This window comes from Pseudomonas paraeruginosa PA7 (assembly GCF_000017205.1).
Lineage (GTDB): Bacteria > Pseudomonadota > Gammaproteobacteria > Pseudomonadales > Pseudomonadaceae > Pseudomonas > Pseudomonas paraeruginosa.
Window position 1 is genome coordinate 4,399,768 of sequence record NC_009656.1, and the last position, 19,962, is coordinate 4,419,729.

Annotated in this window: 17 protein-coding genes and 1 pseudogene; 2 read left to right on the forward strand and 16 right to left on the reverse strand. The window is 66.1% G+C overall.

Features of this window, described 5'->3' with window-relative positions; translation table 11 throughout:
* Positions 1-65: 65 nt before the first annotated feature.
* A pseudogene (locus PSPA7_RS31835) lies at positions 66-269 on the forward strand (GGDEF domain-containing protein); the annotation flags it as partial.
* Between the two features lie 396 nt (positions 270-665).
* The gene (locus PSPA7_RS20260) at positions 666-1,379 is read left to right on the forward strand and encodes a TorF family putative porin (protein ID WP_003158010.1); all 714 of its coding nucleotides are present in this window, start codon (positions 666-668) and stop codon (positions 1,377-1,379) included.
* Positions 1,380-1,383: 4 nt separating this feature from the next.
* Here the strand turns inward: PSPA7_RS20260 and fliJ are convergent, their stop codons facing one another.
* The 16 genes from fliJ to PSPA7_RS20340 all read right to left on the reverse strand — a co-directional run bounded on the left by fliJ (position 1,384) and on the right by PSPA7_RS20340 (position 19,919).
* The gene (fliJ, locus tag PSPA7_RS20265) at positions 1,384-1,827 is read right to left on the reverse strand and encodes a flagellar export protein FliJ (protein ID WP_003158011.1); all 444 of its coding nucleotides are present in this window, start codon (positions 1,825-1,827) and stop codon (positions 1,384-1,386) included.
* Positions 1,828-1,840: 13 nt separating this feature from the next.
* A complete protein-coding gene (gene fliI / locus PSPA7_RS20270; protein WP_012076709.1) occupies positions 1,841-3,196 on the reverse strand; it encodes a flagellar protein export ATPase FliI in 1,356 nt (451 codons plus the stop codon).
* Positions 3,186-3,989 carry a flagellar assembly protein FliH gene (fliH, locus tag PSPA7_RS20275; protein WP_003158012.1) on the reverse strand — a complete coding sequence of 268 codons (804 nt, stop codon included), beginning with the start codon at positions 3,987-3,989 and terminating at the stop codon, positions 3,186-3,188. Before fliH ends, fliI begins: the two co-directional genes overlap by 11 nt.
* A 1-nt stretch (position 3,990) precedes the next feature.
* Positions 3,991-5,007 (reverse strand): flagellar motor switch protein FliG, encoded by a 1,017-nt coding sequence (fliG, locus tag PSPA7_RS20280; protein WP_012076710.1) that lies wholly within the window; start codon positions 5,005-5,007, stop codon positions 3,991-3,993.
* A 5-nt stretch (positions 5,008-5,012) separates the two neighbouring features.
* On the reverse strand, positions 5,013-6,806 hold the full coding sequence (fliF, locus tag PSPA7_RS20285; protein ID WP_012076711.1) for a flagellar basal-body MS-ring/collar protein FliF: 1,794 nt from the start codon (positions 6,804-6,806) through the stop codon (positions 5,013-5,015).
* A 22-nt stretch (positions 6,807-6,828) separates the two neighbouring features.
* A complete protein-coding gene (gene fliE, locus PSPA7_RS20290; protein WP_003158014.1) occupies positions 6,829-7,158 on the reverse strand; it encodes a flagellar hook-basal body complex protein FliE in 330 nt (109 codons plus the stop codon).
* Between the two features lie 246 nt (positions 7,159-7,404).
* Positions 7,405-8,817, reverse strand: coding sequence for a sigma-54-dependent response regulator transcription factor FleR (fleR, locus tag PSPA7_RS20295; protein WP_012076712.1), 1,413 nt, complete (start codon positions 8,815-8,817; stop codon positions 7,405-7,407).
* Between the two features lie 4 nt (positions 8,818-8,821).
* On the reverse strand, positions 8,822-10,030 hold the full coding sequence (locus PSPA7_RS20300) for a sensor histidine kinase (RefSeq protein ID WP_003152330.1): 1,209 nt from the start codon (positions 10,028-10,030) through the stop codon (positions 8,822-8,824).
* Between the two features lie 112 nt (positions 10,031-10,142).
* The gene (gene fleQ / locus PSPA7_RS20305; protein ID WP_003152329.1) at positions 10,143-11,615 is read right to left on the reverse strand and encodes a transcriptional regulator FleQ; all 1,473 of its coding nucleotides are present in this window, start codon (positions 11,613-11,615) and stop codon (positions 10,143-10,145) included.
* 280 nt (positions 11,616-11,895) lie between these two features.
* Positions 11,896-12,189, reverse strand: coding sequence for a flagellar protein FliT (locus PSPA7_RS20310; protein ID WP_003152328.1), 294 nt, complete (start codon positions 12,187-12,189; stop codon positions 11,896-11,898).
* Positions 12,190-12,214: 25 nt separating this feature from the next.
* Positions 12,215-12,595 (reverse strand): flagellar export chaperone FliS, encoded by a 381-nt coding sequence (gene fliS / locus PSPA7_RS20315; protein WP_033998731.1) that lies wholly within the window; start codon positions 12,593-12,595, stop codon positions 12,215-12,217.
* Between the two features lie 58 nt (positions 12,596-12,653).
* Complete coding sequence (fliS, locus tag PSPA7_RS20320; RefSeq protein WP_003152327.1) at positions 12,654-13,052, reverse strand: flagellar export chaperone FliS; 399 nt, start codon at positions 13,050-13,052, stop codon at positions 12,654-12,656.
* Positions 13,052-14,485, reverse strand: coding sequence for a flagellar filament capping protein FliD (gene fliD / locus PSPA7_RS20325; RefSeq protein WP_012076713.1), 1,434 nt, complete (start codon positions 14,483-14,485; stop codon positions 13,052-13,054). The genes fliS (PSPA7_RS20320) and fliD overlap by 1 nt, the downstream gene beginning before the upstream one ends.
* Positions 14,486-14,561: 76 nt before the next feature.
* Positions 14,562-14,945, reverse strand: coding sequence for a flagellar protein FlaG (locus PSPA7_RS20330; RefSeq protein WP_012076714.1), 384 nt, complete (start codon positions 14,943-14,945; stop codon positions 14,562-14,564).
* A 79-nt stretch (positions 14,946-15,024) separates the two neighbouring features.
* The gene (locus PSPA7_RS20335; protein WP_012076715.1) at positions 15,025-16,188 is read right to left on the reverse strand and encodes a flagellin; all 1,164 of its coding nucleotides are present in this window, start codon (positions 16,186-16,188) and stop codon (positions 15,025-15,027) included.
* Positions 16,189-16,415: 227 nt separating this feature from the next.
* Positions 16,416-19,919, reverse strand: coding sequence for a glycosyltransferase (locus PSPA7_RS20340; RefSeq protein WP_041025504.1), 3,504 nt, complete (start codon positions 19,917-19,919; stop codon positions 16,416-16,418).
* Between the last annotated feature and the right edge of the window lie 43 nt (positions 19,920-19,962).

Consider the following 19,962-nt stretch of genomic DNA (forward strand, 5'->3'; position numbering starts at 1 on the left):
GATGAGGAACCCTCCACGCCGCTGCCATGCCCTGATGGCACAACGCCCATGCAGGACCGCCGCACGTGGCCAGAACGACGCTCGAATCGATCCAGCACGCGATCGAGGTGAATTCCTCCCTGGCCATTCCCATCGCCCGGGAAAACCTGGCACGACCGACCTGCCTCGCACTGCTGACGGCGCCGGTCAACCTGGTGCATATCCTGGTGTCCTCCCTCAGGGACTTCCACGCCGACCCCGACCACCAGCCCTGGCGCCAGGAGATCATCCCTGGCCTGGCCATGCTCGCCTTCGAAGTGGCGACGGACCACGCCCAGGCCGACCTGCAACGGCGCGGCGAGCCTCGGCAGCGGTGCCCAGGCCAGACTCTACAGCACCGCCGACCAGGCCTTGTACCGGGCCGAGAGCAGCGGTCGCAACCGGGTTGAAGTGGCGCGCCTGGCCAATCTCGCGGAAAGCCTGCGGTAACAAATAATCGTTCGTGCCTGACGAGCGGTCGGGCCCCGGGCCGAACCTTGGTTAAGATGGTTCGTGGCGCTCTAGCACGCCGCTCTTCCCGCCCATCCAACCTGCCGACCTCGCCTGGCCCAGCGCCATGGCCTGGCCGTTGGCATGGCGCGGGAAGAACGGCGCAGCGCCGTTGTCCGCATCACCAGGGGAGAACCATGCTCAAGCACCTGCTCGTGCTCACCTGTGCCCTGCTCGCCAGCACCTCGGCCCTGGCCCAGGTAATGGCCCGCGACCTGGGCGACTTCGAACTGAAACTGGCGACCAGCCCGACCCGCAGCATGGCCCAGGGCCTGGTCACTCCGGGCAGCTCCGGCAGCTTCCACGGCGGCCTCGACCTCAGCCACGAAAGCGGCTGGTACATCGGCAACTGGACCTCCAACCTCGATCCCGGCAAGCCCACCGAGATCGACTCCTACGCCGGCTTCAAGCGTCCGCTGAACAATCGCCTGGGCTACGAGATGGGGCTGATCCGCTATAGCCGTCCGGAGCAGCCGGCCAACGACGCCGCCGAACTCTACGGCGGCCTGTCGGTGTTCGGCAGCCGCCTCGGCGCGGCCTTCAGCAGCGACCCGGGACGCAACGACACCACCCTGTTCGCCGACCTCGGGGTCAATCCGCCGTTCGGTTTCGACGTCACCCTGAAATACGGCAACCATCGCCTGGACAATCCGGCGAGCCTCGGCGGCGGGGGCTATGTGAGCGTGTTCAACGACTGGTCGGTGAACCTGTCGCGACCCTGGCTGGGCATCGACCTGAACCTGTCCTACAGCGGCACCAGCCTGACCGGCAGCGATTGCAGCGCCTACTCGGGACACAACAGCTACTGCGACACCACCTTCATGCTCAAGGCATCGCGTCCGTTCTTCTGAGCCTTCAGTCGTCCTGGCGGCGGGTACGCTGGGCGAGTTCGTCGAGCTGTTTCTGCTCGCGCTTGTCCTCGGCCTGGCGCGCCTCTTCCAGGTAGCGCTCGACCAGCTTGCGCAGGCCTTCCAGGCGGGCGTACTTCTCCTGCCAGTTGAGCCGTGCCTTGTCCACCGCTTCGCGATGCCAGTTCACGCTGTTGGCCTGCTGGACGACGGCCGTTTCCAGCTGTGAAAGAAAGCGCTGGTAGTTGATCAGCCACTGGCCGCTGACGCCCTTCTGGCCCTGGCTGATCCATTGCTGCTGGTAGTCGTTGCGGTAGCGTTCCAGCTCCGCCAGCTTCTGCTGTGCCGCAAGCAACTGCTGCTGGCAGTTGCCCAACTGGGTCGCGGCGTCGCGCTCGGCCTTGCTGGCCATGTCCACCACCGGCGCCAGCCGCGCCGCGCGCTTCTCCATGCCTCAGCGCGCCTCAGGCCTGGCCGCCGGCGAGCAGGCTCGCCAGGCGCGCACGGCTGTCCGCCAGGCTTTCGCTTTCGTCCAGGGCCTGGCGCAGGAACTGGCGCATCGCCGGGAAGCGCGCGATGGCCAGGTCGGTCTCGGCGTCGCCGCCGGCGACGTAGGCGCCGACGCTGATCAGGTCGCGGCTCTGCTGGTAACGCGACCACAGCTGCTTGAAACGCTGCGCGTCGCGCAGGTGCCCGGGCTCGACCACCTGCGGCATCACCCGGCTGATCGAGGCCTCGATGTCGATGGCCGGGTAGTGGCCTTCCTCGGCCAGCCGCCGGGACAGCACGAAGTGGCCGTCAAGCACGCCGCGGGCGGCGTCGGCGATCGGGTCCTGCTGGTCGTCGCCCTCGGAAAGCACGGTGTAGAACGCGGTGATCGAGCCGCCCCCGGCTTCGGCGTTGCCGGCGCGTTCCACCAGTTTCGGCAGCTTGGCGAACACCGACGGCGGATAGCCCTTGGTCGCCGGCGGCTCGCCGATCGCCAGGGCGATCTCGCGCTGGGCCTGGGCGTAGCGGGTCAGCGAATCCATCAGCAGCAGGACGTTCTTGCCCTTGTCGCGGAAATACTCGGCGATCCGCGTGCAGTACTGCGCCGCGCGCAGGCGCATCAGCGGCGCATCGTCGGCCGGCGAGGCGACCACCACGGAACGCTTGAGGCCCTCCTCGCCGAGAATCTCGTCGATGAACTCCTTCACCTCGCGGCCGCGCTCGCCGATCAGCCCGACGACGATGATGTCGGCCCTGGTGAAGCGGGTCATCATCCCCAGCAGCACCGACTTGCCCACGCCGGTGCCGGCGAACAGGCCGAGGCGCTGGCCGCGGCCGACCGTGAGCAGACCGTTGATCGAGCGGATGCCGACGTCCAGCGGTTCGCTGATCGGATGGCGCTTGAGCGGGTTGATCGTCGGGCCGTCCATCGGCACCCAGTCTTCGGCGCGCATCCCGCCCTTGCCGTCGAGGGCGCGGCCGGCGCCGTCGAGCACCCTGCCGAGCATCGACATGCCCATCGGCAGGCGCCCGGTATCCGGCAGCGGCACGACCCGCGCACCAGGAGCGATGCCGGCGAGGCTGCCGACCGGCATCAGGTACACCTTGCTACCGGAAAAACCCATCACTTCGGCCTCCACCTGCACCGGGTGGTAGCCGCTTTCATTGATCACGTTGCAACGGCTGCCCACCGCGGCCTGCAGGCCCTCGGCCTCGAGGGTCAGGCCGACCATGCGCAGCAGGCGGCCCTCGACCACCGGCTGGGCCGGCAGCGAGACCGCATTGGTGTAGCCTTCCAGACGCCGGGCGAAGCTGGTGCGCTCAAGACGCATCGACGTCTCCGGGAGCGTCGAGGTCAATGCGGATATCGCTGGCCAGCGGATGGGTGGCCTGTTCGCGCTGCTGCTCGAACAGTTGCTTCACCGCCTGTGCCAGGCGCGTCTCGATGCTCGCGTCGATACGGCTGTGCTCGGTCTCGATGCGGCAGCCGCCCGGCAGCAGCGCATCGTCCTCGAGGATCCGCCAGCTTTCCTCGTGGCGCTCGCGCAACGCCTTGACTCGCTCGAAGTCCTGCGGGTTGACATGGATGCGGATATTCTCTGCGCCCATCGGCAGCAGCTTCAGCGCTTCGCGCAGGACCTGGCGGATCTGGCTGGAGTCCATGTGCAGCTCGCGCTGGATCACCTGGCGGGCGACATGGTTGACCAGGCTGACGAGCCCCTGCTCGATCAGCGTGTCCTGCTCGGCGATCGGTTCCAGGAGCTGGCCCATCAGGCGCTCGAGGCTCTCCAGGCGCTCCTTCAGCGCTTCCTCGGCCTCCTGCCGGGCCTTCAGCTGGCCGGCATGGAAGCCGTCGCGCTCGCCGGTGGCGAATCCTTCGTTGTAGGCGTCCTGGCGGATCGCCTCGATCTCTTCCAGCGTCGGCGGCTTGACGGTTTCCAGCTCGACCTCCTCGACCGCCGCTGGCGCCGGTTCGGCTTCCACCGCCGGCGTCTCCGGCGGCGCGACGGCAGGTTCCTCGCGCGGCTCGTCGAAACTGGGCAGCGACCAGAGATCGAAGGCGGCCACGGCCTTGCCGCGGATCAGTTCGCTGGAATCGTCCTTGTCCTTGTCATGGGGCGCCACCTCAGATCATCTCCTCGCCACCCTTGCCGCCGAGGACGATATCGCCAGCCTCGGCCATGCGCCGGGCGATGGTGAGAATTTCCTTCTGCGCACCTTCCACCTCGCTGACCCGTACCGGCCCCTTGGCCTCCAGGTCGTCGCGCAGCAGTTCGGCGGCGCGCTTGGACATGTTCTTGAAGACCTTCTCGCGGATCGCCTCGTCGGAGCCCTTGAGCGCCAGCACCAGGACATCCGAGGAGACTTCCCGGAGCAATGCCTGGATGCCGCGGTCGTCGACGTCGGCGAGGTTGTCGAAGACGAACATGAGGTCCTCGATCTGCCCGGACAGGTCTTCGTCGACCTCGCGGATCGAGTCCATCAACTGGCCCTCGATCGAACTGTCGAGGTAGTTCATGATGTCCGCCGCGCGCTTGACCCCGCCCATGGTGGTGCGGGTGGAGTTGGAATTGCCGGCGAACTGCTTCTCCAGGATCAGGTTGAGTTCCTTCAGCGCCGACGGCTGCACGGTGTTCAGCGAGGACACGCGCAGGACGATGTCCAGGCGCACCTTGTGGTCGAAATGGCTGAGCACCTCCGCGGCCTGGTCGGGATCGAGGTAGGCGACCACGATGGCCTGGATCTGCGGGTGCTCGTAGCGGATCACATCGGCCACGGCGCGCGGTTCCATCCATTTCAGGCTGTCCAGGCCGCTGGTGCTGCCGCCGAGCAGGATACGGTCGATCAGGTTGTTCGCCTTGTCCTCGCCAAGGGCCTGGGTGAGCATCTTGCGGATATAGCCGTCGGCGCCGACGCCGAGGCTGGTCTGGTCGCCCACCACTTCGACGAACTCGCCCATTACCTGCTCGACCTGCTCGCGATGCACGTTGCGCATCGAGGCCATGGCCACGCCGACCCGCTGCACCTCTTTCGGCCCCATGTGCCGCAGGACCTGCGCCGCATCGGTCTCGCCGAGCGAGAGAAGCAGAATGGCGGCCTTGTCGACCTTGGTCAGTTTGGCGGCGAGACGGTTCTCACTCATGGCGCTCACTCATCGGCGTTGATCCACTCTTTCACGACCTGGGCGACGCGGCCCGGGTCCTGTGCGACCAGGTTCTTGATCGCGTTCAGTTGCGCATCATACCCCTCCGTGGGGCTCGGCAGGAGGATGCTCGACGGCCCGCCGATGCTGACCCGATCGTCGGCCAGCGAGCCCTCCAGGCCGCTGTCGCCCAGCGCCAGGTCGCCGTCGCGGCCGCCGTCGGCCAACGCCTTGCCCTTGCCGCCGCCGCTGATGTTGCTCAGCACCGGACGCAGCACGCCGAACACCAGGACGAGGATGAACAGCACGCCGAGCACCTGCTTGACGATGTCCCAGAACCACGGCTGCGAATAGAACGGAATGCTGTCGATCTCCTCGGCCTGGGCCGGGGCGAACGGCGCGTTGATCACGCTGACGCTGTCGCCGCGACTGGCGTCGTAGCCGACCGAGTCCTGCACCAGGCGGGTGAAGCGCGCCAGTTCGTCGGCGCTCCAGGGCTGGTGGCTGACCTCGCCGGTCTTCGCATCGACCTTCATCTGGTCGTCCAGCACCACCGCCACCGACAACCGGCGCAGGCGCCCCTGCTGCTGCTTGGTGTAGCTGATCGAGCGATCCAGTTCGTAGTTGCGGGTGGTCTGGTCGCGCTTGTCGGTCGGGTACGGCGCCAGTTCCGGCTTGCCGGTCTTCGGATCGATGATGGTCTGGCCGTTGGCGTCCTTCAGCGGCTGGCCCGGCGCGACGTAGTCGGCCGGCGCGCCAGCGGTAGCCTGCTGCGGCGCGGTGGCCGGCCCCGGCGGCTGGTTCGACAACGCCCCCGGCACGCCCTGCGGGCCGGAGGAGTTCTGCCGCTCCTCGTTGTTGCGCTGTTCGCTGCGCAGGGCCGGCTGGTCCGGGTTGTACATCTCCGAGGTCGACTCGACCGCGCTGAAGTCCACGTCGGCGGACACCTCGGCCTTGTAGCGGCCGTTGCCCAGCACCGGTTGCAGGATGTTGTGCACGCGCTGGGTGAGCAGGCCTTCCATGCGCCGGGTGAAGTCGAACTGCTTGCCGGCCATGGTCAGCTCGGAAAGCTCCTGCTGGTCGGAGAGCAGGTTGCCCTTCTGGTCCACCACGGTGACCTGCGACTTGTCCAGTTCCGGCACACTGGTGGCGACCAGGTTGACGATCGCCATCACCTGGCTCGGCTCCAGGCTGCGCCCAGGATACAGCTCGACCAGCACCGAGGCGCTGGGCTTGCGGTCATCGCGGACGAATACCGAGCTCTTCGGGATCGCCAGGTGCACACGGGCCGCCTTGACGTTGTTCAGGCTCGACACGGTGCGCGCCAGTTCGCCTTCCAGGCCGCGCCGATAGTTGGTCGCCTCCATGAACTGGCTGGTGCCCAGCGCCTGTTCCTTGTCGAGGATCTCGAAACCGATGTTGTTGTCGGTCGGCGCCACGCCGGCGGAAGCCACCTTCATCCGCGCGCGGCCGAGGTCGTCGGCCTTGACCAGCAGCGCGCCGGAGTTGGGTTCGACCTTGTAGGGAATGTCCGCCGCGGTCAGCGCTTCCACCACGCGGTTCGCGTCGACCCCGTTGAGGCTGCCATAGAGCGGCTTGTAGTCCGGCTGCTGGGACCAGAGCACCACGGCGAAGCCGATCGCCACGCTGGCGGCGAGACCGACCAGCAGGCCGATCTGGCGCAGCATGGTCATCTCGGAAAGGTTGTCGAGGAACGACAGTCCCGGGAAGGACTTCTTCAGCATCCCGGCACCGCCGCTCTTGGCGGGAACCTGGCTGTCGATCAGTGCATCGGCCATGACCTAGTTATCCTCGCGCCGCTCAGACCGGCATCTGCATGATGTCTTGGTAGGCCTGGACCAGCTTGTTGCGCACCTGGGTCATGGCCTGGAACGACACGCTGGCCTTCTGGCTGGCGATCATCACGTCGGTCAGGTCGACACCGCTCTGGCCCACCTCGAAGGCGTTGGCCATGGCGGTGGAGGCCTGCTGGGTCTCGTTCACCTTGCCCACGGCCTGGGAGAGCATCTCCGAGAAGCTCGGCGCCCCCGCTTCGGCCGGCGCCTGAACCGGTTTGGCCTTGGCCATGGCTTCCATTTGCATGGAGCGCATTTCCAGCATCAGACGATTGAACTCGACACCCTGACTCATGACTCTTCCTCCAACAGCCGCGGCTTTTTTGACGCCGCCCGGCACTTTGCAGAGGAGTTAGCAACAAGGGTGCCAAGTCGACCCCAAGGCCCGACGCCAACGTGCGCCGCCAATGCTGGCGACCGCTGGCGGGTCCGGCCCTTCTCCGGTTATCGGCAGGCGCGCACGCTCGAACAGCCCCGGGCGACGACCGGAGGACGATGCAAAAGGCCCGCGCGAGGCGGGCCTGGGGGACACGGCGAGCGCTCAGATGGCGTAGAGATAGGCCTCGACGTCCATCCCCGCGTCGCGCATCTGCGCGAGCTTGTAGCGCAGGGTCCGCGGGCTGATGCCGAGGCGCTCGGCGGCCTCCTTGCGACGGCCGCGCTCGCTGCGCAGGGTGTCGATGATCACCTGGAACTCGCGACGTCGCAGGTCCTCTCCCAGGGCGCCGTCCTGCGGCAGGCTCGGCGCCGGAATCTCGACGCTCGCCGCCGCCGGCGGCATCGCCGGCAGCGGCGCGGGCGCCGGGGCGGCGAGAGGCATGCCGATCGGCGCGGCGAGGCACAGGTCGGCCGGCTGGATCTGCCCGCCCTGCTGCAGGATCAAGGCGCGCTGGATGGCGTTGTCGAGTTCGCGCACGTTGCCCGGCCAGGCGTGCCGGACCAGGCACTGGGCGGCCTCGGCGCTGAGCGCAACCGCCCCCAGGTTCATCTTGCGGCTGTGCTTGAGCAGCAGGCGCTCGGCCAGCGGCAGGATGTCCGCCGGTCGTTCGCGCAGCGGTTGCCAGGCCAGCGGGAAGACCGACAGGCGATAGTAGAGATCCTCGCGGAAACGCCCCGCCGTCACTTCCGCCGCGAGGTCGCGGTTGGTGGTGGCGAGCACGCGGATATCCAGGCTGATCGGCTTGCGCGCGCCGACCCGCTCCACCTCGCGCTCCTGCAGCACACGCAGGAGCTTGGCCTGCAGGCCGAGGGGCATCTCGGAGATCTCGTCGAGGAGGATGGTGCCGCCATCGGCCAGTTCGAACTTGCCCGGCTGGGCGGCGATGGCGCCGGTGAAGGAGCCCTTCTCGTGGCCGAACAGCGTGGCCTCGAGCATGTTGTCCGGGATCGCCGCGCAGTTGATCGCGATGAACGGCTTGCCGGCGCGCGGCGATTGCTGGTGGATGTAGTTGGCGAGGACTTCCTTGCCGGTGCCGGACTCGCCGGAAATCAGCACCGTGGAATCGCTGCGCGCGACCCGCGCGGCCAGTTCCAGCAGTTGCCGGCTGGCCGGCTCCAGCGCCACCGGTCCGTCCTGTTCGCTGCCCGGCAACTGGCCCAGGGCGTGACGCGCCACCAGGTCGAGCAGCGCGCGCGCCTCGAACGGCTTCACCAGGTAGTCGGCGGCGCCCTGGCGCATCGCCTCGACCGCGCGATCCACCGCGCCGTAGGCGGTCATCAGCAGCACCGGCAGGTGCGGATGGCGCGCGCGGATCAAGCCGAGCAACTGATGGCCATCCATGCCCGGCATGTTCACATCGCTGATCACCAGGCTGAAGGCTTCGCGGGCCAGCACCGGCAGCGCGGCCTCCGCCGACTCCACGGCGACGAACTCATGACCGCCCAGCAGCAGGGTGTCGCTGAGGGCTTCGCGAAGTGCGCGGTCGTCTTCGACCAGCAGGACCTTGGCAGCCATGGGGTTACTCCTGAATCACGGAAAGAGGTGCCGCCGGGATCAGCGGCAGGATCAAGGTGGCGCAAGTGCCGCGCCCGGGCCGCGAGCGCAATTGCAGCTGCCCCTGGTGGGCGCGCGCCACGGCCTTGACCACCGCCAGGCCGAGGCCGGTGCCGGTGGCCCTGGTGGTGAAGAAGGGTTCGCCCAGGCGCGCCAGGGTCGTCGCGTCCATGCCCGGGCCGTTGTCGCTGACGCTCAGGCGCAGGCTGTCGCCGCGGACATACAGGTGCACCTTCAGGCGCAGGTCCGCGCCGCCGGCCTGGATCGCGTTCTCGACCAGGTTGAGCACGCTGCCCACCAGGGTGTCGCGACTGCACAGCAACTCGCCAGCGCGCGCCTCGCACTGCCAGCGCACCTGCAGACCCTGGACATGGGCGTCGGCCGCCGCGCGCAGGCTGTCGAACAGCGCCTTGGGCGTCACCCGGTCGCTCAGCGGCAGCTCGCCACGGGCGAATACCAGCATGTCGCGCACCTGGTGTTCCAGTTCGTGCAGGCGCTCTTTCAAGCGTCCTGCGAAGCGTTGCTGCTGGTCGGTCGGCAACGCCTGCTCACTGAGATGCCCGGCATACAGCAGCGCCGCCGATAGCGGGGTGCGGATCTGGTGGGCCAGCGAGGCGACCATCCGCCCCAGCGCCGACAGGCGTTCGTGGCGCGCCAGCTGCTCCTGGAGGCGTCGGGTGTCGGTGAGATCGTTGAGCAGGACCAACTGCCCCGGCTCGCCGTTCAACGAGCGGGTGGCGATGGACAGGCGACGTCCGTCGCGCAGGGAAATCTCGTGGCCATCGTCCTCGCGCGGGGCGAAGCAGCGGGCGATCACCTCGCGCCAGAGCAGGCCCACCAGCGGCTCGCCAAGCAACCCGAGCGCCGCCGGGTTGGCTTCGCGGACCACGCCGTGGGCGTCGATCACGATGACCCCGCCGGGAAGCAGGTCGAGCAGGCTCTGCAGGCGGTTGGCCAGGCGCTCCTTCTCCGCCAGCTCTTCCATGCGCTGCGCGCTGACCAGCGCCAGTTGCCCCTTCAACTCGCTGACACGCTCTTCCAGCAGGCTGTAGGACTCGCTGAGCTGGCTGGACATCTGGTTGAACAGCGCGAAAGCCTGCTCGAGGCCGGCGCGGCTGGTGGCCTCCGCCGTATCGGCGGGCTGCCCGGAAAGGAGATTGGCGGCTGGTTGCATTGCGATTCTCTCGGTCGGCGCGACGTCATGGTTCTGTCGGTCGACCGAGCTGTAGCAATACCCGTGCCTAAATATATTTCAAATGGAAATCAATGGGTTACGAAAACACCCGTCAATCATCCGACAGGTCGTCGTCGCGCCGGCTCATGCCGTACTTGCGCATCTTCTCCACCAGCGTGGTGCGCCGGATGCGCAGCCGCTCGGCCGCTCGCGCGACCACCCCGCCGGCATCGTCCAGCGCCTGCTGGATCAAGCCCTGCTCGAGGTTGGCAAGGTAGTCCTTGAGATCCAGGCCCTCGGCCGGCAGCATCGCCGGCGCGTCCATTCCCGGCAGCCCGGCGTTGATCGCCGCGCGCTCTTCCAGCTCTTCGCGCAGGCTGCTGGCGAGTTGTTCGTCCTCGTCGTCGACATGGCGGAATTTCTTCGGCAGTTCGCCGACCCCGATCACCCCGTAGGGATGCATGATCGCCAGGCGCTCCACCAGGTTGGCCAGCTCGCGAACGTTGCCCGGCCAATCATGGCGGCAGAGCGACATGATCGCCGCCGAGTTGAAGCGGATCGAACCGCGCTTCTCGTGCTCCATCCGCGAGATCAGTTCGTTGAGCAGCAGGGCGATGTCCTCCACCCGCTCGCGCAGTGGCGCCATTTCGATGGGAAACACGTTCAGGCGGTAGTAGAGGTCCTCGCGGAAGGTGCCATCCTCGATCATTTTCTCGAGGTTCTTGTGGGTCGCGGCGATGATCCGCACGTCGACGTTCTGCGTCTTGTTGCTACCGACCCGCTCGAAGGTGCGTTCCTGCAGCACGCGCAGCAGCTTGACCTGCATCGGCAACGGCATGTCGCCGATCTCGTCGAGGAACAGGGTACCGCCATTGGCCAATTCGAAGCGCCCGGCACGGCTGGTGATGGCGCCGGTGAAGGCACCCTTCTCATGGCCGAACAGCTCGCTTTCCAGCAGCTCCGCCGGAATCGCCCCGCAGTTGACCGGCACGAACGGTCCTTCGCGGCGCTTGGAGTGGTAGTGCAGGTTGCGCGCCACCACTTCCTTGCCGGTACCCGACTCACCGAGGATCAGCACGCTGGCATCGGTATCGGCGACCTGCTGCATCATCTGCCGCACCTGCTGGATCGCCCGGCTGGTGCCGACCAGACTGCGGAACAGGTTGGGCTCGCGGGAGCGGCCGCGCTCGCGGGCCTGGTCGTACATTTCGCGGTAGACCTGGGCACGATGCAGCGAGTCGAGCAGTTTGTTGTAGCTGGGCGGCATCTCCAGGCTGGCCAGCACCCGGCGCCGCAGCTCTTCCGGCCAGTCGGCCGGCGCCGGTTCGCCGATCAGCAGGATCGGCAGATACTCGTCCCAACTCGCCAGTTGCTTGAGCAACTCGACCGCCCCACCCTTCGACTCGACGCTGCCGAGCAGCACGCACAGGGCCTCGCGACTGTTGCTCAGACTTGCGGCGACCTCGCGCCAATCCTCGCTGTTGCAGGTCAGCTGGTCTTCGCCGAGGAAGTTGAGAATGACCGCCAGGTCGCGACTGCGATCGAGATTATCGTCAATCAGCAAGAGTTTGGTTTCGCGCCACATTTTGATCAGCTGCCTTGCATCCATGGGCCGTCGGCGACCCGAAAGAGGGCTGGGACTAATGCCTATTCAGAATAAGCAGCCAGCATTTGGCCACTAGTTAAGTCAAATGTGAACGATTAGTCAATTTTATGGCGTGTTTTTTTTGCTGTTTCCGACCAAATGAGCCATGAAAAAACCCCCACAGCCCGCATGGATTGCAGGACTGACGGGGGTTTCAGAGAGGCGGAAAATTCCTCAGAAAATTCCTGCGCCAAACTATCGGCACAATGCCATGGAAAACTCAACCGAACATCTGGTAGACCTTGGCGCCCTGTTTCGACTGGTTGAGCTGCACCAGATCGTTGCCCAGCCGCTGCCGCTCGCCCTGGCATACACCGATCAACTCGCGGTACAGCGCCAGCAGATCTTCCATTCGGGCACGCAGCGTTTCTTCATCCTGCACATCCAGCATCGCCTCGTCGACGGCCTGGCGGCAACGCTGGTCCAACTCGCCGATGGCGTCCCAGTCATGACTGGCCAGGGCAACGCGCAGGGCGCTACCGGTTTCTTCAAGGATCTGTACAGCTGCACTCATTGCTTGGTCCCTCTGGGGATGCCTCTCAGGGGGCGATCGCATCCCAACCGGATTTGATGTTGCGCAGCAGCTCGGCGACTTCCTCGAGCTTGCTCGCGTCGTTCTTCAAGTTGGCTTCGGTCAGGCGCATCGACATGTACTCGTAGAGACGATCGAGATTGGCTGCCAGTTCGCCACCCGCCTCGAAGTTCAGCCCCTCGCGCAGGCCTCCGACGATGGCGATGGTCTTGCCGATCAGCTCGCCCTTCAGCGCCACCTCGCCGCGCTCCAGGGCTCCGCGAGCCTGGGCCAGCCGGGTCAGGCCGCCCTCCATCAGCATCTGGATCAGGCGATGCGGACTGGCATCGATAGCCTGGGCCTGGGTACTGACATTCTGGTATTGCCGCATGGCTGCCATTGCGTTCATCGACGGTTGCCTTGTTCGGTGACTGATACTTCATGTATCGGTCGGCGACCGCGAATCTTTAGCCTGGATGGCGGGGTTCAGCCACTGCTTCGGTCGCTCCGATGGCATCCCAAGCCTGCTTGATCTCGCCCAGCAGCGCCTCGACCTCCTCCAACGGACGCGGGGTATCGTCCAGCGCGACGCCGGCCAGACGTCGGGTCATGTAGTCGTACAAGGCATCCAGGTTGCCGGCGATCTCGCCACCCTGCTGGTGGTCCAGAGCGGCCTGCAGGGCGCCGATGATCGACAGGGTCGAACCGACGGCCTCGCCACGCAGCGCCGGATTGCGCTCGAGCACCGCGCGACGGGCCAGAGCGATGCGCTCAAGGGCGCCGTCCAGCAGGAGCTTGACCACCTGATAGGGCGGAACGTCCTGCGCGCTGCCTACCTGGCGGTAGGTATCGATGGGCCGCGACATCAGTTTTTCACCACGCCGGGCAGGCTGCCCAGCGCCTGGGCCATACGGCCGCTGGTCTGGTTGAGCTGGCCGATCAGTTGGTCCATCGCGGTGAACTGCTTGAGCAGGCGTTCCTGCAATTGCTCGACCCTGCGATTGAGCGCCTCGCGCTGGGTATCCACCGACTTGATGGTGTCCTGCAATCCGTCCAGGCGCTGCTGGAGCACACCGCCGGTCTGGGTATAGGGGGTGAGCTTGTCATCGAGGCGCTTCATCAGGCCGGTATCGCCGGTGAACAGAGCGGAAACCGACTCGAACTTGTCCTTGAGGACCTTGTCCAGCTTCTTGTCGTCGATCTCCAGGGTGCCATCTTTCTTGGTGGTGATGCCCATGTCGGCAAGCATGCGCACGTCGGTGCCCTGCCCCGGCTGGACCATCTCGTTGCGCATGGTGGTGAGCAGGTTGCGCACGCTGCTGTCGCCGACCAGCGCACCGACCACCGGCGCCTTGTCATCGCCGACCTTGGTCACGCCGGTGAGTTCGGAAGTCACGCCGACCAGCTTGTTATAGGCCTCGACGAATTTCTTGATGTTGTCCTTGACCCCGGAACGGTCCTGCTCGACCGAGATGGTGACCGGTTTGTCCTTGTCGGTGACAGTTTTCAGCTCGAAGGTCACCCCTTTGATGACCTTGTCCACTGTGTTGGTCGGACTCTGGATAACGAGGCCGTCGATGCTGAACTCGGCGTTCCTGGCCTGGGTGATGTAGCCGCTGCTGGAGGGAGAGGTGCCGTCGAGTTGCGACAGGGTCAGCTTGCCATCGGCTCCGACGCTGCCGATGTTGAAATTCTCCAGCCCCGAACTGCCCTGGACGAAGACGTCCTTGCCGGCACCGGAATCCTTGCCGGTAAAGACCAGCCGCGAGGTGCCGTCTCCAGGGTTGTTGACGATGTTGGCGGAGATCCCCTTGTCCTTCAACTGCGCGTTGAGCGAATCACGCACCTCTTCGAGCGTGGCGCCCGCCGCGACATTGACCGTGACGCCGGCATCGTCGGGGCCCTGCTTGATGGTCAGGGTACCCCCCGTGGAGGTCTTGAAGGCATCCCCGAACGAAGCGGTCGCCACCTTGCTGACACTGGCCAGCTGGGTCACCTCGAGCTTGTAGATACCCGGAAGAGCGTCCTTTGTCGCGGTGGCGGTGACGAACTTCTCGTCGCTGGTGCTCGCCGAACGCTTCTGGAACATCTCGGGCTTGTTCAGTTCCTTGAGGATGGTCTGCAGATCGGAAATTGCGCTCTTGAGCTGGCCGATACCGGTGAACTTGGCAGTGGTGTCGCTTTCCAGGCGCTTGAGCTGCGCTTCTTTCGGCGCCTTCTCGGCCGCTACCAGGCTGGACACGATTCCCTTGATATCCAGTTGCGAGTTATAACCGTTTAGCGTTATGTCGTTAGCCATCTGCTTTCACCTCGTCAGCTCATTGACGCTTTATCCTTCCCATGCATCTGACACTCAAAAGACGTGCCAACTCCGTTCAGGCCTCGGCCTTGAACAGCAGGCTGCGCGCCTCGTCCAGCCGCTCGGCTAGGCGCAGCGCTTCCTCGGATGGGATTTGCCGGATGATTTCCCCGGAACTGGAGTCGGTCACCTTGACCACTACCCGCCCCGTGGAATCGTCCAGGCTGAAATTCAGGTCGCGACGGATGCTCTGGGTGAATTTCTCGATGGAGGAAACCGCTTCTTCCACCGCAGCGCGTTGTTCCTTGTCGCCGATCCTGTCGACCTCGCCCGGCCGTTGCGCGGTCGCGCTGGCGGCCGCTTCGCCGGCCTGCCCGGGGCGGGCAGCGTCGGAAGACGCCGAGCCGAACAACCGGATCACCGGAGCGGCCGTCGAATTGTTGACATTGCTGACGTCCATCGTCGCTACCTCTCAATGAGATACGAGGGGAAGCGCGCCAGCGCTCCCCCTCGTGATTTCACCTTGACCTCGCCGAAGCTTAACGCAGCAGGCTCAGGACCGACTGCGGCAGCTGGTTGGCCTGGGCCAGGATCGCGGTGCCGGCTTGTTGCAGCACCTGGTTCTTGGTCAGGTTGGCGGTTTCGGCTGCGAAGTCGGTGTCTTCGATCCGGCCGCGAGCAGCCGATACGTTCTCACCGATGTTCTTCAGGTTGTTGATGGTGTTGTCGAAGCGGTTCTGCACCGCACCGAGGTCGGCACGCTGGGCGTCGATCTGCTTGATCGCCTCGTCGATCACCAGTACGGCGGACTGAGCGCCCTTCGCGGTGGAGATGTCGATCTTGGCGACGGTGTCATTGGCCTCGGTGAACGTCGAGGTACTTGCCGCGGCACCTGCGCCGGTGCTGCCGGTGTCGGTGATGACCACGCCGGAAACCGCGCTGGTGGTACCATCCGCGCTAGCCTTGGACACGTAGCTGATCGTATCGCCGTCGCTGAAGGCACCGATGCCGACGTTGGCGTCGTTGACCGCAGCGGCGATCTTGGCAGCGGCTTGCTCGGCGGTTTCGTTGCCCTTCATGTCGACCTTGACGTTCACGGTGCTGCCGCCAGTGATGCCGAGCGCGATGTCGACGGTGCCCGAAGCGGTTGCGGCAGTGACCGCACCACCGCCGTCAGCCTTGAAGTAGGTGCCGTTCAGCGACTCTGCGCTCATCTCGTCGATGCCGACGCTGATGATTTCGTTGGCGGCCGAACCCACCTGGAAGCTGGCGACGCCGAAGGAACCGTCGAGCAGCTTGCGGCCACCGAAAGTGGTGGTGTTGCTGATACGATCCAGTTCTTTCTGCAGCTGCTTCACTTCGCCGTTCAGAGCGGTACGCTCGGAGTCGCTGTTGGAGCCGTTGGCCGACTGCAGGGACAGGTCGCGCATGCGCTGCAGGATGTTGGTCGACTGCTGCAGGGCGCCTTCGGCGGTCTGCGCCAGGGAGATACCGTCGTTGGCGTTCTTGGTAGCCACGTTCAGGCCGTTGACCTGGCTGGTCAGACGGTTGGCGATCTGCAGGCCGGCGGCGTCGTCCTTGGCGCTGTTGATGCGCGAACCGGTGGACAGACGCTGCAGCGAAGTGTTCAGCGACGCGGAAGAGTTGTTCAGGTTCCGCTGAGTGTTCAGCGAAGCGATGTTGGTGTTGACGGTCAAGGCCATCTTGATGCCCTCCAAGGACGATATGTTTGCCTGAGCTTGCGACCTCGGGTGGGCATCGCCCAGGCACCCCTAAAGTTCGCATTCGTGATCTTTATCGGCGCTTCCCTGGGGAGCTTTAGGTTTTTTTTTGACCATCCTGGTTTTTCATGCATCGGCCCCGCTGGCAATCGCTCCGCAAGGCCTTCCGGAGGCCCCCGCGGCCCGCCTGAAAGTCACGGGGCAAACCGTCAGTCCGGCATCCAGGCTTGTCTCCAGGCTCGCAGGTGGTCGCCTTCCAGCATCCAGTCGGCCAGCACCCGTTCGCGCAGGGCATCCCCGGCCCTTGCCGCGGCGTCGAGATCGCGGGTGTGCAGGCGGATCGCCTCGACCCAGTCGCGGAAACGGTTCTTCACCCGCGTCACCGGCAGATCGTCCTGGTAGCAGCGCACGTCGCTGCAGACCACCGGGAAACCGCAGGCGCCGTATTCCAGCAGGCGCAGGTTGCTCTTGCACTCGTTGAACAGGTTCTGCTCCACCGGCGCCAGCGCCAGGTCGAGATCGAGAGCCGCCAATGCTCGCGGATAGCGTTCGATAGGCACCCCCGCATGCACTTCCCTGACGAAGGGACGAATGGAGGGCGGGCACATGCCGAAGAACACCCAGTCGACTTCGTCGGCCAGTTCCCTGACCACGTCGGCGATCAGTTCCAGGTCACCGGTATGGCTCGAGCCGCCCGCCCAACCGACACGCGGCCGCTCGCCGCGCCGCCGCTGCGCCCGCAGCCCCTGCCACCACCCCACCGGCAGGCGGTTCTCGATCACCCGGATATCCGGGTGGAGACCGTCGAAGGCCTCTGCCAGGACCGGCGTCGACACCACGAAGCGGTCGACGTAACCCAGCCCGCGACGCAACGTGCGCAGGATGTCCTTCGGCAGGTGCTGGCGATGGGCGCTCTTGAGGGGCACGTTGGGCAGATAGTCGTCCAGCTCGTAGACCTTGAAGGCCCGCGAGAACGCCTGCATCCGCCGCATGGCCTCGAGGCGTTCCTCGCCGACCTGGCGCTGCAAAACCACCACGTCCGGGTCGTAGCGCTCCAGATCGGCCACGTGCATCAGGCCGATCGACAGCGCACCGTCGATGGACGCTGACTCGCGCAACGCGCTGAACGGCTGGATCACCCGGTAGTGGCCGCAGCCGAACAGGTCGGCGGGGTGCGCCAGGACGGTGGGCAGAGGCCGCCACGCCTGCAACGGGCGCCAGGCCAGTTGCGGGTCGGCCAGCTTGAAACCGCCCTCGGCCTGCAACGAGAAGCCCGGGTTATAGGCGGGATCGCGCGCCAACAACGGTAGCCAGCGCGCATACAACGCATCTTCTTCCTCGACGCTCGCCGCCGACGCGGCAGGCGCATCGAGCAACAACCGCGCGCGCGGCGTCCATACGTTCAGGTAGCCCGCCTGGACCGCCCGCAGGCAAAGGTCGATATCGTCCCAGCGCGTCAGTGCCTCGTCGAAACCGCCCAACTCGAGGAACAACTCACGGCGCATCAACAGACATTCGCCCCCCACCGCCGAGTAGTTCTGGTCCACCTGCAGGCGCTGCAGGTAACCGGCGTCCTCGTGCGAGCGCCCTTCGAAAGCCCGCCCGGCCGGCCCGCACAAGCCGAGCAGCCAGCCGGCGTGACAGACTCGTCCGTCCGCCGCCAGGAGCTTGGCTCCTACCGCGCCGACTTCCGGGCGCTGGCCGTGGTTGAGCAACTGCTGCAGCCAGCCCTTGTCGAGGACGCCGCTTCCGGCATCGAGCCAGAGCAGGAATTCGCCGCGCGCCCGGGACGCCGCCAGGTTGCGCAGAGCCGCGCGGGACAACTGCCCATCGCCTCGCAGCACCCGCACCTGCTCGACGCCCATGCCCTCGACGGCGAGCAGCCATTCGCAAACGTCGGCCGCTTCGCCACCCTGTTCCAGCAGGAGGATTTCGTAGTTGGGATAGGCGGTATTCTCCAGTACGGTTTCTACGCATCGCTGGAGCTGCGCCAGGCGCTCTCCGGCCAGCACGAGGATGCTTACCGACGGTTGGCCGGCGTGACCGTAGTCCAGCTCGTAGCGCCCCGGCAGCCGGCTTCCGACTGTCGCCTGCGCGTAACCACGGGCGCGCAGGTGGCCTTCGATCGCCGCGCGTTCGGCGGCGCTGTCGTGCAGGCGCAGCGCTTCGCCAGCCAACAGGGGTTCGCTGATATGACCGATACAGCCCAGGCCCTGCTGCTCGACGAGACGCAGCTGGTAGGCCAGCTCGAAGGCCTCGCCGGCGGTCTCGTCGAATCCGCCCGTGGCGAGCAGCGGCTCGCGGCGGAACAACCAGTGCCGGGACAGGCCGGCGGGAAAACTCAGCAGGAGATCGAGATTCAGGTCCGGGCGCAACGCCGCGCCCAGCTCGCCATCATCCAGGCGCATGAGTTCGTCGGCGTACACCGCCTGGCAGTTTTCCGGTGCCGCCAGCAAGTCCAGCGCCGCCACCAGCAGGCCGCTCGGGGTGAACTCGACGCCGGCCTCGACCAGCACCAGCCAGTCCGCCTCCAGTCGCGCCAGCACCTGATTGACCGCCGTCGCCGGCCCCACCGCCGGATCGAAGGCGATCGCCCCGCTCCGCTGGCCGGCCTCCGGCGAGAACAGGCAGGTTTCGACATTGCGGTACAGGCTGGCGCCTTCCAGGCTCGCCAGGGTGCGCTCCACGCCCTCCGCATCGCCCCGGGCATCGATGATCAGCACCGCGAGGCGCGGGCCGCCGCCCTGTTCTTCCAGGTGGCGGTCGATCAATGCCTGCTGCACGCCCTCCGGCCGCCGCGCCTCCAGCCAGGTGGACAGCGTCACACTGCCGAAACCCGCCGCCCGCTGCAGGGCGGCGAGCAGGTTGACCGGCTTGAACAGCCGCGCGCTCAACCGGGTGATCGGCGCGCTCCGGACGAAGCGGTTATCGCCGGACTGGCGATACCAGCCCAGCTCGCGAATGGCGAGGCGGAAGTCCTCGTGGCCCTTCTCGCCGATGCCGGGCTGGTCGCGGCCGATCTGGCTGAACTGCTGGCGGGAAACCCGGAAACGGGTCAGAGGCCGCGACAGGAAGGCCAGGTCGCCACGCTGCAGCAACTGAGCGCACATGGCCAGGTCGCCCACCCAGTGGATGTGACGGCCATTGAGGATCATCAATTGATCACAGATCGGCAGCAGTGCGCCGCGCCGGGCCATGATGCAGCTGGGCTCGCCGATGAAGTTGATCGTATGGTCGGCCAGGAAAGAAACCAGTTCGCGGCCATCGATGAGCACATCGCCGGCGAACGGGAAACAGGTCGCCAGAATGTCCGGCAGCCGCTGTCCTTCTTCGTCGATGCGCAACCGCCGCGACGAGGCCAGGACCACGTTCGGTTCGCGCTCCATCACCCCCACCAGCGCCTCGACGCAGTCGGGCTGCAACACATCGTCATCGTGCAGGAACTTGACGTATTCGCCCTCGGCCAGGCGGATGCCCTTGGCCGTGCTGCCCAGTTCCCCCAGGCGCGTATCGTTGCGATGGTAGCGGATCGGGAATGCCGCACTGGCGCGTTTCTCCTCGACCAGCGCCGCGATCCGCCCATCTTCGCTGTCATCGCAGATGATCAGTTCCAGCTCCGGATAGGTCTGGCCAAGCACGCTGTCGAGGGCTTCCTCGAAGTATTCGAACTTGTAGGTCGGCATGACGATGCTGACGAGGGTAGCTGAACTCATTTGATCGACCATCCGATTGATTGAAGCCCCAACGCTTCACTCC

Excerpts from the sequence above, each read along its gene's own strand:
- fliS (WP_033998731.1), bottom strand. The coding sequence starts at position 12,595 with ATGAACGCAATGGCAGCCATGCGGCAATACCAGAATGTCAGTACCCAG.
- PSPA7_RS20340 (WP_041025504.1), bottom strand. The coding sequence starts at position 19,919 with ATGAGTTCAGCTACCCTCGTCAGCATCGTCATGCCGACCTACAAGTTC.
- PSPA7_RS20330 (WP_012076714.1), bottom strand. The coding sequence starts at position 14,945 with ATGGACGTCAGCAATGTCAACAATTCGACGGCCGCTCCGGTGATCCGG.
- PSPA7_RS20300 (WP_003152330.1), bottom strand. The coding sequence starts at position 10,030 with ATGCAACCAGCCGCCAATCTCCTTTCCGGGCAGCCCGCCGATACGGCG.
- fliG (WP_012076710.1), bottom strand. The coding sequence starts at position 5,007 with ATGAGTGAGAACCGTCTCGCCGCCAAACTGACCAAGGTCGACAAGGCC.
- fleQ (WP_003152329.1), bottom strand. The coding sequence starts at position 11,615 with ATGTGGCGCGAAACCAAACTCTTGCTGATTGACGATAATCTCGATCGC.
- PSPA7_RS20260 (WP_003158010.1), top strand. The coding sequence starts at position 666 with ATGCTCAAGCACCTGCTCGTGCTCACCTGTGCCCTGCTCGCCAGCACC.
- fleR (WP_012076712.1), bottom strand. The coding sequence starts at position 8,817 with ATGGCTGCCAAGGTCCTGCTGGTCGAAGACGACCGCGCACTTCGCGAA.
- fliE (WP_003158014.1), bottom strand. The coding sequence starts at position 7,158 with ATGAGTCAGGGTGTCGAGTTCAATCGTCTGATGCTGGAAATGCGCTCC.
- fliD (WP_012076713.1), bottom strand. The coding sequence starts at position 14,485 with ATGGCTAACGACATAACGCTAAACGGTTATAACTCGCAACTGGATATC.
- fliI (WP_012076709.1), bottom strand. The coding sequence starts at position 3,196 with ATGCGTCTTGAGCGCACCAGCTTCGCCCGGCGTCTGGAAGGCTACACC.
- fliS (WP_003152327.1), bottom strand. The coding sequence starts at position 13,052 with ATGTCGCGGCCCATCGATACCTACCGCCAGGTAGGCAGCGCGCAGGAC.
- PSPA7_RS20310 (WP_003152328.1), bottom strand. The coding sequence starts at position 12,189 with ATGAGTGCAGCTGTACAGATCCTTGAAGAAACCGGTAGCGCCCTGCGC.
- fliJ (WP_003158011.1), bottom strand. The coding sequence starts at position 1,827 with ATGGAGAAGCGCGCGGCGCGGCTGGCGCCGGTGGTGGACATGGCCAGC.
- fliF (WP_012076711.1), bottom strand. The coding sequence starts at position 6,806 with ATGGCCGATGCACTGATCGACAGCCAGGTTCCCGCCAAGAGCGGCGGT.
- PSPA7_RS20335 (WP_012076715.1), bottom strand. The coding sequence starts at position 16,188 with ATGGCCTTGACCGTCAACACCAACATCGCTTCGCTGAACACTCAGCGG.